This window comes from Priestia flexa NBRC 15715, from assembly GCF_001591565.1.
Taxonomy (GTDB): domain Bacteria; phylum Bacillota; class Bacilli; order Bacillales; family Bacillaceae_H; genus Priestia; species Priestia flexa.
In genome coordinates this window covers 17,447-34,630 of the sequence record NZ_BCVD01000029.1, presented here as the reverse complement: position 1 = coordinate 34,630, position 17,184 = coordinate 17,447, and the positions used below count along the sequence as shown (strand labels likewise).

General features: G+C 40.2%; 15 protein-coding genes. 13 read left to right on the top strand and 2 right to left on the bottom strand.

Annotated elements, in window-relative coordinates; translation table 11 throughout:
- Positions 1-127 precede the first annotated feature (127 nt).
- Entirely contained in the window at positions 128-838 is a 711-nt protein-coding gene (locus tag BFL01S_RS07255; RefSeq protein ID WP_025909265.1) for a M50 family metallopeptidase, read from the bottom strand.
- Between the two features lie 192 nt (positions 839-1,030).
- Between BFL01S_RS07255 and BFL01S_RS07250 the strand changes: the two genes are divergently transcribed.
- The 9 genes from BFL01S_RS07250 (at position 1,031) to BFL01S_RS07210 (ending at position 9,887) form a co-directional block, all read left to right on the top strand.
- Positions 1,031-2,212 (top strand): amidase, encoded by a 1,182-nt coding sequence (locus tag BFL01S_RS07250; RefSeq protein WP_025909264.1) that lies wholly within the window; start codon positions 1,031-1,033, stop codon positions 2,210-2,212.
- Positions 2,213-2,383: 171 nt separating this feature from the next.
- Positions 2,384-3,154, top strand: a complete 771-nt coding sequence (locus tag BFL01S_RS07245; protein WP_061785311.1) for an EAL domain-containing protein — start codon at positions 2,384-2,386, stop codon at positions 3,152-3,154.
- On the top strand, positions 3,151-3,540 hold the full coding sequence (locus tag BFL01S_RS07240) for a hypothetical protein (protein WP_138117291.1): 390 nt from the start codon (positions 3,151-3,153) through the stop codon (positions 3,538-3,540). The genes BFL01S_RS07245 and BFL01S_RS07240 overlap by 4 nt, the downstream gene beginning before the upstream one ends.
- A gap of 87 nt (positions 3,541-3,627) precedes the next feature.
- Positions 3,628-3,951 carry a hypothetical protein gene (locus BFL01S_RS07235; RefSeq protein ID WP_061785309.1) on the top strand — a complete coding sequence of 108 codons (324 nt, stop codon included), beginning with the start codon at positions 3,628-3,630 and terminating at the stop codon, positions 3,949-3,951.
- A gap of 215 nt (positions 3,952-4,166) precedes the next feature.
- Positions 4,167-5,675 (top strand): sugar ABC transporter ATP-binding protein, encoded by a 1,509-nt coding sequence (locus BFL01S_RS07230; protein WP_035320431.1) that lies wholly within the window; start codon positions 4,167-4,169, stop codon positions 5,673-5,675.
- Positions 5,676-5,680: 5 nt separating this feature from the next.
- Positions 5,681-6,676, top strand: a complete 996-nt coding sequence (locus BFL01S_RS07225; protein WP_061785308.1) for an ABC transporter permease — start codon at positions 5,681-5,683, stop codon at positions 6,674-6,676.
- 52 nt (positions 6,677-6,728) lie between these two features.
- Positions 6,729-7,682, top strand: a complete 954-nt coding sequence (locus BFL01S_RS07220; protein WP_025909259.1) for a sugar ABC transporter substrate-binding protein — start codon at positions 6,729-6,731, stop codon at positions 7,680-7,682.
- Positions 7,683-7,826: 144 nt separating this feature from the next.
- Positions 7,827-8,831 carry a LacI family DNA-binding transcriptional regulator gene (locus BFL01S_RS07215; protein ID WP_025909258.1) on the top strand — a complete coding sequence of 335 codons (1,005 nt, stop codon included), beginning with the start codon at positions 7,827-7,829 and terminating at the stop codon, positions 8,829-8,831.
- Positions 8,832-8,846: 15 nt separating this feature from the next.
- A complete protein-coding gene (locus tag BFL01S_RS07210; protein ID WP_061785307.1) occupies positions 8,847-9,887 on the top strand; it encodes a Gfo/Idh/MocA family oxidoreductase in 1,041 nt (346 codons plus the stop codon).
- A 50-nt stretch (positions 9,888-9,937) separates the two neighbouring features.
- On the opposite strand, the gene BFL01S_RS07205 is transcribed toward BFL01S_RS07210, so the two are convergent.
- Entirely contained in the window at positions 9,938-11,212 is a 1,275-nt protein-coding gene (locus BFL01S_RS07205; RefSeq protein WP_061785306.1) for an MFS transporter, read from the bottom strand.
- 339 nt (positions 11,213-11,551) lie between these two features.
- Between BFL01S_RS07205 and iolG the strand changes: the two genes are divergently transcribed.
- From iolG to iolD, 4 genes are all read left to right on the top strand, one after another.
- A complete protein-coding gene (gene iolG, locus BFL01S_RS07200; RefSeq protein ID WP_025909255.1) occupies positions 11,552-12,577 on the top strand; it encodes an inositol 2-dehydrogenase in 1,026 nt (341 codons plus the stop codon).
- Positions 12,578-12,643: 66 nt separating this feature from the next.
- A complete protein-coding gene (gene iolC / locus BFL01S_RS07195; RefSeq protein WP_025909254.1) occupies positions 12,644-13,654 on the top strand; it encodes a 5-dehydro-2-deoxygluconokinase in 1,011 nt (336 codons plus the stop codon).
- A gap of 21 nt (positions 13,655-13,675) precedes the next feature.
- On the top strand, positions 13,676-15,133 hold the full coding sequence (locus BFL01S_RS07190; RefSeq protein WP_025909253.1) for a CoA-acylating methylmalonate-semialdehyde dehydrogenase: 1,458 nt from the start codon (positions 13,676-13,678) through the stop codon (positions 15,131-15,133).
- A gap of 81 nt (positions 15,134-15,214) precedes the next feature.
- Positions 15,215-17,149, top strand: coding sequence for a 3D-(3,5/4)-trihydroxycyclohexane-1,2-dione acylhydrolase (decyclizing) (gene iolD, locus BFL01S_RS07185; RefSeq protein ID WP_025909252.1), 1,935 nt, complete (start codon positions 15,215-15,217; stop codon positions 17,147-17,149).
- Positions 17,150-17,184: the final 35 nt, after the last annotated feature.

Sequence of the window (17,184 nt, the reverse complement as noted above, 5' to 3'; positions counted from 1 at the left end):
CTACGTTCCATTCTACTCTGTTTATGAAATCATTTTCGCAATCAGCAAAAAACCTGAACCATTAAAAGTGAGGAACTCTCAATTGTTCAGGTTTATCATGAGCTGAATTACTTATGCCCCAGCCTTTCTAGTGTAGTAGTGTAATACTTAAATAAGCGATGTATAAAGCTTGAGCGAAAAACAAAAGTCCCCAAATGCGACTTGAAATCATCGTAAGCTCTTTTAAGCTGGTTGCATCACCGGCATGATAAGGTTGCTTGACGCTTAATACAAAAATAACAGCTGCTGATAAAACAGACTCAACCAACAAAATGGCTCCAACAAACATCATACTATACATAACGAGAGCGGGGGAATTTAGGTAGTAAATCCCTCCTAAAATAACAAGGATGGACGCAAGCCAAAGTACTCCGTAGCGATTTCTTACTAAGAAAAGAAGATTGAATAATAAAATGCCCCCTAATCCATAAAACAGTAAGTCGTAGCGATGTTGTATAAGCAGATAAAAGAATAAATACGTCATGGCCGAACTAAAAGGATAACCGGCTAGTGCAATAATAACGCGAGGAAGCCAGCCGCGAGCACCAGCATAGGTCGACGTAATGGCTACTCCTTCTGTGTTTGTGTATAGCTCGATTCGCTTTACACCTTTTCCGAAAATCAGCCCCATAAGGGCATGACCATCCTCGTGCAAAAGCGTATTTAAATTAGAAAAATAGCGCCCTATGTGTGTGAGACCTTGGTTAAGGCCGTGCATTTGCCGGCCTGCTAACGGAATGCCTCTTGTTAAAATAATGGCAAGAACGATAAACGCATACAAAATGGTGTGTTGTGACATAGTATTCTATTCCTTTGCGTATAAAATCAAAAGCTACTATTACTTTACCTTGTTTAAAACAGAAAGAGCAATTTTTAATCGTTATCCTTACAGTGTTTTAACATTTGTCAGAAGTTATTACACATTCGTTGACCAATCATCCTTCTAGTTATTACGCTTAAAAGAGACATAAGTGAAAAGGGAGCGGTGAGGATGAACGATAAATGGAATGCATTTCTTAATAAAGAAATAATCGCAGAGCCAACGAATCACGGAGTGTTAAGTGGAAAAACATTTGCTTTAAAAGATGTATTTGATGTAAAAGGACATACGGCTAGTGCGGGAAACCCTTACTGGCTACATACCCATGAACAAGCGAGTGATCATGCTGAAGCTGTTAAAAGTTTGTTAGCTTCAGGTGCTAAGCTGACGGGCGTAACGCATACAGATGAGCTAATGTATGGATTAAATGGTGAAAACTTTCATTATGGAACGCCACTTCATCCAATTAATCACAACCGAATTCCAGGAGGTTCATCAAGCGGCTCAGCGGTGGCGGTAGCTGCTGGGCTCGTCGATTTTGCAATTGGAACGGACACAGGGGGATCGATACGAATTCCAGCTAGCTATTGCGGGGTTTATGGATTTAGACCGACGCACGGTAGCTTATCGGTTAAAGGATTAATACCGTTAGCACCCAGTTTTGATACGGTAGGGTTTATGGCAAAAGATATAAACACGATGCTTGATGTTGCATCCGTGTTGTTTGCGTCTCAAGCTACAGCACCTTCTTTTGAGAACGTCGTTGGAGTAAACAATTTGTTTGAACTAGCGGATGAGGAAGCCGGTAAGAAAGTAGAAGTTCTATTAGAAGATCACGCTGTTAGCTACAAGAATTTACAGCTTTCTTACAAGCTAAGTGAATGTATGGAAGCATTTCGCACGCTGCAGGGAATTGAAATTTGGCGTGCTCACGGAGAATGGATTAAACGATATAACCCGACATTTGGTCCTGATGTAGCCGAACGTTTTGAATGGGCGAGCACATTAAAAGAAGAAGATATGTCAGATGCTAAACAAATTCGTGACACGATTACTAAAGAGCTTACTCATCTTTTAGATGGTCAAACAATCTTAGTGCTACCAACAGCTCCTGGAGTAGCCCCTCTGAAGAATGCGGTTGGTCCAGAACTTCAAAATCGAAGGTTGTATACGCTGCAGATGACGTGCTTAGCTGGTTTAGCCGGGTTACCACAGCTTACGATTCCAGCTGGTTATGTTAATCAACTCCCTGTTGGTTTATCCGTTATTGCAGGAAGAAATCAAGATCAGCAATTAGTGAAATGGGTGCAAGCATGGATGGGAAGTAAAGAAAGAGTCTCCTTGAAAGAGTAAAATATAAAAATGATAAAAAAACGCTCATTACCAAAAAATGGGTGTTTTTTGTGTTAAAATAATCAAGTGCTTTGCCGATTTATAAGATAATAGCTAATTAAACAGTTAACTAACATATAGGATAGAAAATGTACGAAACGCAATAATTATGCAGAGAACTGAGGGGGCAATATGGAAGATTATTTTTCAAAACAATTTGACAAAGAACAATTTACGTTTGTTTATCAACCAATTTATAGTGTGAATAGATGGAGTAAAATAGGGTTTGAAGCACTGTTAAGATTACATTATTCTCATGCACCCATTATGGATGTATTTTTACAGGCGCACGAAGAAAAAAAGCTGACTCAGCTTGACATGATGGCGATTGAAGGAGCCATTGATTGTTTTCCATTTGAAATTTTACAAGGTGAAAAGCTGTTTGTGAATATTTTTCCATCCACTTTAATAGATAAACAGTTTCACTTTTTTATTCAGCACTTATTAGTTATGTATCCAAGCATCTTCAAGCGCGTGGTATTCGAACTGAATGAAAGTCCATTTGAGCACAGTGTCTGGTCATCTCCACTGTTTAAAGAAGGGCTGAACTATTTGCGTCAATGTGGGTTTCAAATCGCTATAGACGATGTAGGAACAGGGATGGGGAGTCTTCAGCACGTTGTGGAGCATCGGCCAGACATTATTAAGCTAGATCGCTATTTTTCAAGGGGTTTAGCTGATTCAAAAGAAAAGCAAGAAATGGTGAAATGCTTATCACAATATAATGAAGGAAACACCACGCTCATTTTAGAAGGAATTGAGTGTGAAAAGGATTTGGCTATTGCACTTGCGCTAGATATTAAGGTAGTACAAGGCTATTTACTAGATCGTCCTGCGGCAATCGATACATTTTTAAAGACTCATCAGCTTAGGCAATCGCTGAGCTTTGGAGGTATTCGTTGAGGAACGTGAACTGTATTAAGTGGTGTGGGTACATAATAGGTTTACTATTTCTGTTAGGGTGTACGATGGTCGTTTATCTATCCACTAATCTTCCATTTTTATTAGCAGGTATCTTGGTTGTGATTATGATTAACGCTGCGCTTGGCATTCAGTTTGTGTTATTTAAGAGCGAGTATATCAGTCGTTATGAAAAATCAGTGTACAGCTGTTCACAAACGGTGTTTGGATATGCAGGTAAATGTTTTGCCATTTTATTTTATGGTATCTCGCATTTCCTTGCTAAAAAGACCGCTCGTTTGCCCATCATCATTGATTCTTTAGCACTTATTTTGCTTCTTCTCTTCTTACTAGTTATTGGATTGCTGATTGTGACGCCTTATGAATAACAGGGAAAAGTCGCTCGGTAGCTGTTGAGGTAACAAAATCTTGCTATAATAAATAGAAAGAGGACTGACAAAAGTGAGGCGAGGGAGATGGGCAGTTTTTTCAAGCGAACAGAAGAGGAAAAGAAAGAATCTGCAACAACAGCTTGGACAGTAAAAGCAGGAAGCAGCCAAAAAGAAATGGAAGTGGAGAATGACACGAGACTATTTACGGTTATGACCATTGCAAAAACAATTGTCGATGTAATTAAGAGAATACCTCAATATAAAAAAGAGCAGATTGACGAGAAACCTGTAAGGTTCTCGTCAATCTGGAAAAGCCACATGAAAAAATTTCATGTGGCTTTTTTATATCTTTTCTTTCACAAACTATTATTTTATACAATGAATAGCCTTTTTGTTTTCGATAGATAAGCAAGAGGAATGTTTTAATACATAACTCCTTGGATAGTATGTGAAAAAATAATTAATATCTTAGAATATAGATTTGATTAGGAGAGAGCATGCCTATAATTATAAAAAGATAAAATTTTCTGAAAAAAGTTGTTGCCAATCTCTACAAAACTATTTATAATTCAAATCAATTAGGAAAGCGCTTTCTTTACTTAGGAGATGAAAGGGGTCTTTACATGATAGGTGACAATCAAGCGTTGCTTATAATGAAAGGGATTAAAAAGAGTTTTTCCAACAACCATGTTTTAAAGGGCATTGATTTAAATGTTAAAGCTGGAGAAGTACATGTTCTGTTAGGAGAAAATGGAGCTGGAAAATCAACTCTCATTAAAATTTTAACAGGGGCTTATGAAAAGGATGAAGGTGAGATTTACTGGGAAGGAAAGCATGTGCAGATTAATAATCCTGTGGATTCTATGAAGCTTGGCATCGCAACAATTTATCAAGAACTCAACGTTATTCCACAGCTGAAAGTCTATGAAAACATCTTCCTTGGAAGGGAATTAAAGCAACGTGGAAAGGCTTCTTTTTTAAACCATAAACAAATGAGAGAAGAAGCAAAGCGCTACTTGACCATGTTAGGACAAAGCCCAGATCTTGCTGATAAGCAGCTCAGTGAATTAGGGATTGGTCAGCAACAATTAGTGGAAATTGCTAAAGCGCTTACCTTAGATGCGAAGTTAATCATTATGGATGAGCCAACTGCCAGCCTAAGTTCTACAGAAGTTGAACAGCTATATTCAACAGTAGAAGGCCTTACGAAAAAAGGTATTGCAATTGTTTTTATCTCTCATCGGTTGGATGAGATTAAGCGGATGGGTGATCGAATAACCATTTTACGAGATGGCTTTCAAATCGATACGCTACCAGTTCGCACAACAACAACGGACAAGTGGATTGAGCTTATGGTTGGAAGAACGTTAGATGAAAAATATCCAAAGCAGTCGTTTGTACTTGGAGATGAAGGGTTTCGCATCAAAGATTTCCATGTCAAAGGCTTTAAAGAAAAGCTGAACTTTACCCTGAGATACGGCGAGATTGTCGGTATTTCCGGATTGGTTGGAGCAGGAAGAACAGAGTTAGCTAGAGCGATTTTTGGAGCTGACCAAAAAGAAAGCGGAAGCGTATATATCGATAAGAAAGAAGTTCATATTAAATCACCTAAAGACGCCATCAATGCAGGTATTGCATTCATTACTGAAGATCGAAAGAATGAGGGCCTCCTGTTGGATCAACCTCTAGATTTTAACATCTCCTTAGCTAATACAAAAATGTTTAAACAAAAAAATAATCTTATCAATTTAAACACCATTAAGAAAACAGCAGACAACTATATTAAAGAACTGCGGGTACGTCCTGATAATATTGAGCTTCATGCTCGTAAGCTAAGCGGTGGTAATCAGCAAAAAGTAGTTATTGCCAAATGGCTTTGTACACAAGCAAAGGTGTTCATTTTTGATGAGCCGACTCGAGGAATTGATGTAGGTGCCAAAGTCGAGGTATATCGTTTAATGAATCAGCTTGTAGAGAATGGTGCGATTGTTCTTATGATTTCATCTGATTTACCAGAAATTCTTGGTATGTGTGATCGCGTACTCGTAATGAATGAAGGTAAATTTACGGCTGATTTAGAAATTCAAGAAGCAAATCAAGAAATAATTATGAAAGCAGCGACAGGAGGCTGAACGTAATGAGTGAAGTTATTATTCAAAAAAAGCCAGCGCCCAGCGAAAAGAAGTCATTTAAGCATTTTTTAGGTAAGTTTGGTGCCTTAATCGGTCTTATTATATTAAGCGGTATTCTTACACTGCTATCTGACAAATTCCTTACTGTAAATAATATTATGAATATCGCTCGTCAGTCTTCTATCAATGCTTTATTAGCACTGGGAATGCTTTTACCTATTTTAACAGCAGGTATTGATTTATCTGTTGGGTCAATATTAGCTGTTTCAATTATGGTCATGGGTATTGTCTCTGTTACGATGGGATTCAATCCAATTCTAGGTATTCTTGTTTGCTTATTAGTTGGTATATTCTTTGGATGGTTAAACGGAATTTTACTTACAAAACTTCGCTTGCCTCATCCATTTATCTCAACGCTTGGCACCATGAACATTGCTCGTGGTATTGCGTTAATCATTACCGCTGCAGCACCTATTGCAGGCTTTCCTTTTATGATTCAATTTTTAGGTGGAGAATTTATTGGCCCAATTCCAATCAGCTTTTTACTTGTCATTGTGATGTACATTATTTTTCACATCTTTTTAACAAGAACACAAACAGGCCGATACATTTATGCAATTGGGGGCAATAAAGAAGCAGCCCACTTATCAGGGATTAATGTAGATCGCGTTCTCATTATTGTTTATACAATCAGCGGCTTTATGGCAGCGCTGGCTGGACTTGTTATGGTTGGACGCGTCAATTCTGCGTTCCCGCTCGCTGGTTTATCTTACGAGTTAGATGCAATTGCAGCCGTTATTATCGGAGGTGCAAGCTTCTTTGGAGGCGTAGGTACCGTATGGGGAACGCTAATTGGAGCCATGATCATTGCTGTGTTAAGAAATGGCCTGAACTTACTCAATGTTTCAGCTGATTTTCAAATGGCAGTTATTGGAGTCGTCATTATCGCAGCCGTATATGTGGACGTACTTAGACAGAGAAAAAGCAAAAAGGGTTCATAAAAAAATTAAGCGTTTACATTTTTGGTTATCTATTCTAAAGGGGGAAATGCTGATGAAAAAAGGGTTAAAAAAGTTAGGGATGTTAACAATGGCAGCCGGGTTACTAGTTGCAGCAGGGTGCAGCAGTGATAAAGCGTCTGGAGGAGGAGAAGAAAGCGTAACGGTCGTTTTAAAAACGCTGAGTAGTCCATATTGGAAGTACGTTGAAGCGGGAGCGAAAGAAGCGGGAAAAGATCTAGGCGTGGATGTAAATATTGTTGGGCCAGCATCTGAATCTCAAGTTATTGAACAGGTAAATATGATTGAAGATTCCATCAATCAGATGCCGGGAGCAATTGTAGTGTCACCATCTCAGCCTTCAACGGTTGTACCTGTCTTAAAGCAAGCAACTCAAGGTGATTTACCGGTACTATTAATTGATACAGATGCTGATTTTGATGAAAAAACAGCGTTTATTGGAACAGATAACTATACGGCTGGTCAAGAAGGAGGAAAACTTCTTGCATCTATGCTAGAAAAAGGAGATAGCGTTGCTTTAATTGCGGGAGCACTTGGGAACTCAGCAATGGATGCTCGTATTAAAGGAGCGAAAGAAGAACTTGAAAAGGCAGGCATGAAGATTGTTGCTGAACAGCCAGCTGATAGTGATAAAACAAAAGCGATGTCTGTTATGGAAAACATTATGCAAAAAAACAAAGATGTAAAAGGTGTATTTTCTGCAAATGATGATATGGCACTCGGGGCTTTACGTGCTCTTGAAGGTAAAGGGGATATTCCTGTAATTGGTACAGATGGAACCGTTGAAGCTGTTGAATCAATCATTGCTGGTAAAATGGCCGGTACGATTGCACAAAGTCCATATGATATGGGATATCAAGGTGTAGAAAATGCGCTGAAAACAATTAAGGGTGAAAAAATTGAAAAACGTATTGATAGTGGGATCGATATTATCACAAAAGAAAACGCTCAGGAAAAGCTAGAGTTCTTACAAAGTATTTCAAAATAATAGCAGTATTAAGCTCTTGATGTGCGATAGAAACTCTTAATCAGGCGTGTTAAGAATCCATGTAGAAAGCGCCTTGTAAAGGATATGAACAACTCATTCGTGATAAGATAATTAAAAGAGAAGATTAAGAGGAGAAGAGCTAGAATGAAAACAACAATTTATGATGTAGCAAAAAAAGCTGGAGTTTCTATCGCCACTGTATCAAAAGTTATTAACGAAACAGGTCGTATCGGTGAAAAAACGCGAAAAAAAGTTCACAAGGTGATGGAAGAGCTCGATTATCAGCCAAGTAGCGTAGCGGCAGCTTTAACTGGAAAGAAAACGTATACAATCGGCGTGCTGGTACCCGATATTTCAAACCCATTTTTTGCAGAGGTAGCGCGTGCTTTTGAAAATAGCGCGCGATCTGCAGGGTATACACTGTTTCTTTGCAGTACTGATAATCAGCCAGAACGTGAAAATGAATATGTAGAGCTCTTGTTGAAAAAGCAGGTAGATGGCATTGTAGTTGCCACTGAGCTAAATAATTTTAAGCTAGTAAATAAAATTGTAAGCAGAGAACTACCGCTTGTTCTGTTTTCTGTGGATCATCCATCAGTCTCTACTCATGTGGTTACCACAGATGATGTAAGAGGTGGCTATTTAGCGGGGGACCACTTAACAAGTAAAGGGCACCGTCAAATAGCTATTATTATGGAACAAGATCGTAGCAGTAGTAAAGCACGTCTAAATGGGTTTACACAGGCATTAAACGAAGAGCAGGTTTTTTTAAAAGACGGTGATGTAATTAGCTGTCGTTCAGTTATTGAAGATGCCAAAAGAGCGGCGCGTGAACTCTTATCAGGTCCTAAAAAACCTACTGCTGTCTTTGCCTGTACGGACTTAATTGCCGTAGCAGTTATGAATGAGGCTCGAAAACAGGGGTTAGCTATTCCTGGTGATTTATCAGTTATTGGATTTGACAATACGATCTATGCTGAAATGGCTGATCCGGGATTAACAACCATTGAGCAACCGATTACGCAAATGGCTGAATATACGTTTGCGCAGCTCTTAAAGACAATTAACGGAAGTGAGTCGATTAAACAAAGGGTTATGCTAACTCCTGAGCTTGTCGAGCGGGGGTCTGTTAAAAACATACTGGAGTAAAAGGGGAGAGGTTCTGTGAACAAAGTAAAGGTAGGAATTGTAGGGTTAGGCAGGCTTGGAATTCAGCATGCTGAGAATTTAGCTTTTCGCATTCCAAACTGTGAATTAAAAGCAATTTGTGGTTTAAATACGGAACAGTTAGCCGAACTAAGTGATAAGTGGAACATTCCATATACGTATACATCCTATGAAGAAATGCTACAGAACAGTGAGCTTGATGCCATTTTTATTGCTTCACCTTCTAACTTCCACTGTGATCAAATTCAGCAAGCATTAGAAGCGGGATATCACGTATTTAGTGAAAAGCCATTAGGCCTTTACCTAGAAGAGGTGGAAAAGATTGAGACAATTATTAATCGCCACCAAGACAAAGTATTTATGCTTGGGTTCATGAGAAGGTATGATGATTCATATGCATATGCCAAAAAGCAAATTGAACAAGGCGCAATAGGTGAACCTGTGATGGTTCGTTGCTACGGATTTGATCCTACGGAAGGTTTGGAATCATTTTTAAAGTTTGCTCAAAAAAACTATAGCGGGGGCATATTCTTAGATATGGCTGTGCATGATTTTGACCTTGCCAGATGGTATCTTGGAGCTGAAGCGGAGCAAGTGTGGGCAATCGGTGGAGCCTATTCAGTCCCAGCATTCACGGAGTTAAATGATGCAGAAACAGGAGCTGCTCTTGTAAAGTTTTCAAATGGTACGATGGGTCTTTTTGCAGCAGGGAGAAATAGCCGTCACGGATATCATATTGAAACAGAAATTATCGGTACAAAAGGAAGTCTGCGAATTGGTACTGTTCCTGAAAAGAATGCAGTAACCATTTTCAACGACGCGGGTGCTCTGAAAGAGTGCGTATCTAATTTTAATGAACGATTCGCACAGGCATATTTGTCAGAGGTTGAAGAATTTATTCATTGTATTCAAACTGGTAGCAAGCCAGCTATCACTGCTAAAGATGGCGTGCAGGCTTCACTATTAGGATATGCTTGTAAAGAATCATTTGAAACGGGTGAGCTGGTTCACGTTAAAGCTTACTCTAGTACAAAGTAACAATAAGACGCCTCACATCGTGTGAGGCGTTCTCTGCACATTTTATTCAGTTAAACAGACAGTTTTTGCTGTTGGTCTGTGGATTGATAACTCGTGGTTTGCTCAGGTAACGCTAAAAATCTCGTTAAGAAAGCGCCTACAAAATAAAGGATAGCAAAGATCCACATTAAGCCACCGACACCGACAGGACCGATAAATAGTGCGACAATAGCTGGACCAACAAATGCTGCAAGACCAGATCCAAGATTTAAAACGGACATTGCAGCTCCTTTATTATCAGGAGCAAGAGATGGGACAAGAGCAGTTAACGGCACGTACCCAGCTAAAGCAGCTCCGTAGAAGCAAGCAACTAGCATCAGTGCCCAGTAATTATGGCCAAAAATCTGGGGCGTATAGTAAAGCGCCAACGTAGCTAGTCCGCATCCAACACCGCCGAACCACGTCACGGTGTTAACCCAGCCGAATTTATCGCCAACAACACCAAAGATGAGGTTAAACACAATGTTCACAAAAAATAAGGTGCCCCATATTTGGAGCCATTCTGTAATGGTAAAGTTAAAGCCAACCATATAAGTTGGTAAAAAGACTACGAAGCCAAATTTTGCAGCGGAATTAATAATTTTTACTACGCCACCGATGGCTACTTTCGGCTTCTCAGCCATGATAGTTAAACCTTTTAGCAACTCTTTAGATTTGTTATCGCTTACAATTTTGCCGTTAAATCGATCCTTGTTAATGACGATAGATAAAATAGCACCAATTGCTACGAACACTAAAGCAGTCCATAGCGTCGCAATTTCCCCAATTCGGCTTACCATTACGCTGGAGTATAAAGCGCCGATAACGCTAAGACCAAGCTCAAAGACAAACCAAAACCAGCCAACAGCTCTAGCTAATGATTGCTGAGGGGTATTGTAAGAAACCCAAACTAAAAATGAATAAGCAAAAAGTGGATAGCCTAATCCGCGAAGTCCATAAGATAAGAGAATTAAAGGATAATTCAAGCTTGGAATAGCTATGCCAATAAAAACAATAGAACCGATAATAAATGAAACAACGCCAATAACCATTGTCTTTCTCGGCCCCCACATTTGAACAAGAACACCAGAAAACCATGCGCTAATGGCAACGGTAATACCGTAAAGCGAGAATAAAAAACCAGCTTGTTCCATTGATAAACCACGTTCTACTAGGTAAGGTGATAGCCAACCGTGCTCAAGGCCATCCCCAATCATAAATACAACGATACCTATGTACCCCCAAAATAGATTAGAAGGAATGCCAATCTTGTCGATCCATGAGTTCTTCGTTCCAAGCATATTCATTTGTCCCATCCACCACTTTCAAAGTTTTTAAAAGGAAAGCGCTTAACTTCATTCATAACAGAAGTATACGGTTACATTTCTGAAAAGTCAATTAAATTTATGGAGTTTTTAGACTCTTTAAAACCCTGTTTATTGTTGGTGAAGGAAGAATAAATGTCTATATAATAAGGTTAGATAAAGAGAATTCAATTTTTCTTTAAAATAAATTATGTAAAAATTAAAAAAATATTGAGGTTTTATAGAATGTGTGTATAATAGAAATTAAGAAAGCGCTTAACTTAATTGCAAATTAAGTAATGCGTACTAGAATCAACAGTATGGATGGGAGGATTTAAAACAATGAGTAATGTTTTAACGGTTGGGGTAATAGGAGCAGGAAGAATTGGAAAGCTTCATGTTGACAATCTAAAGTTAATTCCACAAATTAAAATCAAAGCGGTTTCAGACGTGGTGGTAGATCATCTGCATGACTGGGCTACAACAAACGAAATTGATGTGTTAACAACAAACTATAGCGACCTCTTAAATGATGGTGAAATTGATGCAGTGTTTATTTGTTCACCAACCAATACGCACGCAGCTATTATTAAAGAAGCTGCTCAAGCTAAAAAACATATTTTTTGTGAAAAGCCGGTCAGCTTCTCTGTTGAAGAAACACATGATGCGTTAAAAGCGGTAGAAGCAGCTGGAGTGAAGCTTCAAGTAGGGTTTAATCGCCGCTTTGATCCAAACTTTAAAAAGGTACGAGAACTTGTACAAACGAACGAAATTGGTCAGCCTCACGTCTTAAAGATAACGTCTCGTGATCCACAGCCTCCAAGCATCGATTATGTGAGAGCATCTGGCGGCTTATTTATGGATATGATGATTCATGATTTTGATATGGCTCGCTACATAATGGATAGCGAAGTCGTTGAGGTTTCAGCTCAGGGAACGGTACTAGTGGATCCGGCAATCGGAGAAGCAGGAGACATTGACACGGCGATTGTAACGCTAAAGTTTGAAAACGGAGCGCTTGGTGTCATTGATAACAGCCGACAAGCGGTATACGGCTATGATCAACGCCTCGAAGTTTTTGGAAATAAAGGTGTAGCGACAGCTGATAACTGCATTCCAACAACGGTTCAGGTATCAACAAGTGAACATGTGGTAAAAGAAAAACCATTATACTTCTTCTTAGAGCGCTATACGCAAGCTTATGTTGAAGAAGTAAAAGAATTCGCGACAGCGTGCTTAACAGACCAACCTGTAACTTGCAGCGGAAATGATGGGTTTCAAGCAGAACGAATTGCGAAAGCAGCAAAAGAATCACTGTTATCAGGAAGACCTGTACGTCTAGAAGAATCATACGTAACTAATGGATGAATTACGTTTTATCATGCAAAAAGAGTAAGCGCTTAACTTGATTGATAAAAAGCAGGAGGATAGATAATGAACAAACTACAATTTAAGCAAGACCGTCCCCTTGATTTTATTGCCCTAGGACGATTGTGTATCGATTTAAATGCCAATGAAACGCAGCGTCCGATGGAAGAAACAAAGACGTTTACGAAATACGTTGGAGGCTCTCCAGCGAACATTGCAATTGGTGTATCTCGCCTTGGTTTGAACACAGGATTCATCGGTAAAGTTTCGGATGATCAAATGGGGCGTTTTATTACATCTTATCTCACAGAAACCAATATCGATACGGATCATGTTGCAATTGATCGCACAGGTGCGGTAACAGGATTAGCTTTTACAGAAATTAAAAGCCCGACGGATTGTAGCATATTGATGTATCGTGACAATGTTGCAGATTTAAAGCTTGATGTCCACAACGTATCAGAAGGCTATATCAAGCAATCAAAAGCACTTTTAATTTCTGGTACAGCACTCGCACAAAGTCCATCTCGTGAAGCTGTTTTTTTAGCGTTAGAATATGCACGAAAACATGAAGTAGTAGTGTTTTTTGATATCGATTATCGTCCGTATACGTGGGCTTCAGAAGAAGAAACGTCAACTTACTATAATTTGGCCGCAGAGAAATGCGATGTGATTATCGGTACGCGTGAAGAATTTGACATGATGGAAAAGCTATTAAACTTAGAAGCTTCTAGTGATGAGGTAACGGCAAATAGATGGTTTTCTTATAATGCCAAAATCGTGATTATCAAGCACGGTGGTGAAGGATCAATCGCCTATACGAAAGATGGCAACTCCTATCGCGGCGGCATTTTTAAAACAAAGGTACTGAAAACTTTTGGTGCTGGCGATTCATATGCATCAGCTTTTATTTACGGCGTGATGACCGGGATGAGTGTAAAAGAAGCCATGAGGTTTGGAAGTGCATCAGCCTCGATTGTTATCTCACGTCATAGCTGTTCTGATGCGATGCCAACCGTTGCCGAAATTAAAGAGTTTATGAGCTCAGCAGAAGAAATTTTACAGGAAACTTATTAATAACAAAGGGGAGATTTCACGATGACACAAACAGCCGTCAAAGACGTTAAAAATTATATTGGTGGACAATGGGTAGAAGCTTCTACTTCGAAAACGGAGCCTGTTTACAATCCTGCAACAGGCGAAGTGATTGCTAATGTTCCATTATCGACAAAAGAAGATGTAGATCACGCAGTAGAAACCGCAAATGAAGCGTTTCAAACTTGGTCACAAGTAGCTGTTCCAAAGCGTGCGCGCATTTTGTTTAAGTACCAGCAACTTCTTGTTGATCATTGGGATGAGCTAGCAAAGCTTGTAACGCTTGAAAACGGTAAGTCTTATAACGAAGCATACGGTGAAGTTCAGCGTGGAATTGAGTGCGTTGAGTTCGCTGCAGGTGCACCGACGCTTATGATGGGCAAACAGCTGCCTGATATCGCAACGGGAATTGAATCGGGGATGTACCGCTATCCAATCGGCGTCATTGGTGGAATTACGCCGTTTAACTTCCCGATGATGGTGCCATGCTGGATGTTCCCATTAGCCATCGCTTGTGGAAATACGTTTGTGTTGAAGCCATCTGAGCGTACACCGCTGTTAGCAGCGCGCTTAGTAGAGTTATTTGAAGAAGCTGGTTTGCCAAAAGGCGTGCTAAATATCGTAAACGGTGCTCATGATGTCGTAAATGGACTATTGGAACATAAGCACGTGAAAGCAATTTCGTTTGTTGGTTCACAGCCAGTAGCGGAATACGTGTATAAAAAAGGAACGGAAAATCTAAAAAGAGTTCAGGCTTTAGCCGGTGCAAAAAATCACTCAATCGTGTTAAACGATGCTGATTTAGACGTAGCGACAAAGCAAATTGTAGGGGCTGCATTTGGCTCTGCTGGTGAGCGCTGTATGGCTGCATCTGTTGTTACGGTGCAAGAAGACGTAGCGGATGAACTTATCACTCGATTGGTAGAAGAAGCAAATCGTATTGTGATTGGAAATGGTCTTGAAGAAAATGTTTTCTTAGGTCCAGTTATTCGTGAAGGGCATAAAGAACGCACGCTTGGCTATATTGAATCAGGCGTTGAGCAAGGTGCTAAGCTTGTTCGTGATGGCCGTAGTGATGCTGAGGTTCAAGGGAACGGATATTTCGTTGGCCCCACCATTTTTGATAACGTTACGCAAGAAATGAAAATTTGGCAAGATGAAATCTTTGCTCCGGTGCTATCTATTATTCGAGTTAATGACCTTGGCGAAGCCATTGATATTGCGAATGCCTCACGCTTTGCAAACGGTGCGTGCATCTATACAGACAGCGGTTCAAGCGTGCGTGAGTTTCGTGAAAAAATTGAATCGGGTATGTTAGGGGTAAACGTAGGTGTTCCAGCTCCAATGGCATTCTTCCCATTTTCAGGATGGAAGGACTCATTCTATGGTGATTTGCATGCGAATGGAACAGACGGTGTAGAGTTCTATACAAGAAAGAAAATGGTAACGGCTCGCTGGTAAGTTGTAAACAAAAAAGGAGAGGGAAGTAGTAGGAGCAGCTTGTTCTGAAGACTTCCCTTTTTTATGAAAGGGGAAAAAGAAATGACAACGGAAAGAATGACAACGGCACAAGCGCTTGTAAAGTTTTTAAATCACCAGTACGTAGAAGTTGATGGAAACGAAACAAAGTTTATCAAAGGAATCTTTACAATCTTCGGCCATGGTAACGTGGTGGGGCTTGGGCAAGCTCTTGAACAAGATGCAGGAGAATTGGAGGTCTATCAAGGAAGAAACGAACAAGGTATGGCAAATGCTGCGATGGCATTTGCAAAACAAAAGCACAGAAAACAAATCATGGCGTGCACTTCTTCAGTAGGACCTGGTTCTGCCAATATGGTAACAACAGCCGCTACTGCTTCAGCTAATAACATTCCTATTTTATTGCTTCCAGGTGATGTGTTTGCTACTCGTCAGCCTGATCCTGTTCTTCAACAAATTGAACAAACTCATGACTTATCCATTTCAACAAACGATGCCTTTCGAGCGGTGAGTAAGTATTGGGACCGCGTTAATCGACCGGAACAGCTCATGACGGCAATGATCAATGCTATGCGCGTATTGACCAATCCTGCTGATACGGGAGCGGTGACAATTTCGCTGCCGCAAGATGTACAAGGAGAAGCCTTTGATTTTCCTAGCTACTTCTTTAAAAAGCGCGTGCATCGAATGGAAAGACGTTTGCCTACGCGAGAGAGTGTGAGAGATGCCGTTCGGCTTATTCAAAGCAAGAAAAAGCCCATTATTATTTGCGGCGGCGGTGTTCGCTATTCGGAAGCAGCAGCTGAATTAAAAGCTTTTTCAGAAGCATTCCATATTCCTTTTGGTGAAACACAAGCTGGTAAAAGTGCTGTTGAAAGCGATTTCTTTTATAACCTAGGCGGAGTAGGTGTAACCGGTAATCTCGCTGCGAACTCAATTGCTCGTGAAGCAGACCTAGTCATTGGAATTGGGACGAGGTTCACCGATTTTACGACGGGGTCAAAAGAATTGTTTCAGCACCCAGCCGTTGAGTTTTTAACCTTAAATATTTCTGAATTTCATGCCAATAAATTGGATGCCGTAAAGGTGGTGGCTGATGCAAAAGAAGCGCTTCGAACGCTAACAGCTGAATTGACACAGAGCGGATATCAATCAGGTTACGGAACGGAGATTGCTGAGGCTAAACGGAAGTGGCAAGCAGAGCTTGAACGCTTGCATCACGTGCGTTACGAAGAGGGAGCATTTGTACCAGAAGTAAGCGGACAGCTTGATGATGTACTTTCTGAGTATAAAGAAGCGCTCGGAACATCATTAACGCAAACAAGCGTCATTGGTCAAGTGAACCATCTACTTGATGAAGATGCGATTATCGTAGGCGCAGCAGGAAGCTTGCCGGGTGATCTTCAGCGGATGTGGACGTCTCGCACGCCCAATACGTATCACATGGAGTACGGCTATTCATGCATGGGTTATGAAATCGCCGGAGCATTTGGCGCTAAGTTAGCTGAGCCAGATAAAGAAGTATACGCGATGGTTGGAGACGGAAGCTATCAAATGCTTCATTCAGAGCTAGTGACAAGCTTGCAGGAGAAAAAGAAAATTAACGTTTTATTGTTTGACAATTCAGGGTTTGGCTGTATTAATAACTTGCAGATGGGCAACGGAATGGGTAGCTTTGGTACGGAGTTTCGCTACAGAAACGAACAGTCTAACAAGTTAGATGGTGAGATTCTCCGAATTAACTTTGCACAAAGCGCAGCTGGATACGGAGTGAAAACGTACGAAGCACAGACTTTAGAAGAGCTTAGATTTGCGCTTGAAGATGCGAAGAAACAAGATGTGTCTACGCTCATTGATATTAAGGTGCTGCCGAAGACCATGACAAGTGGATACGACTCATGGTGGCATGTTGGGGTTGCTGAAGTATCTGAAAATGGAAAAACGCAAGAAGCGTTTGAAGAGAAAAAAGCGCATCTAACAAAAGCAAGATTGTATTAATACGATTGAATAAGAGCTTGAAGGGGAGAAGGGGC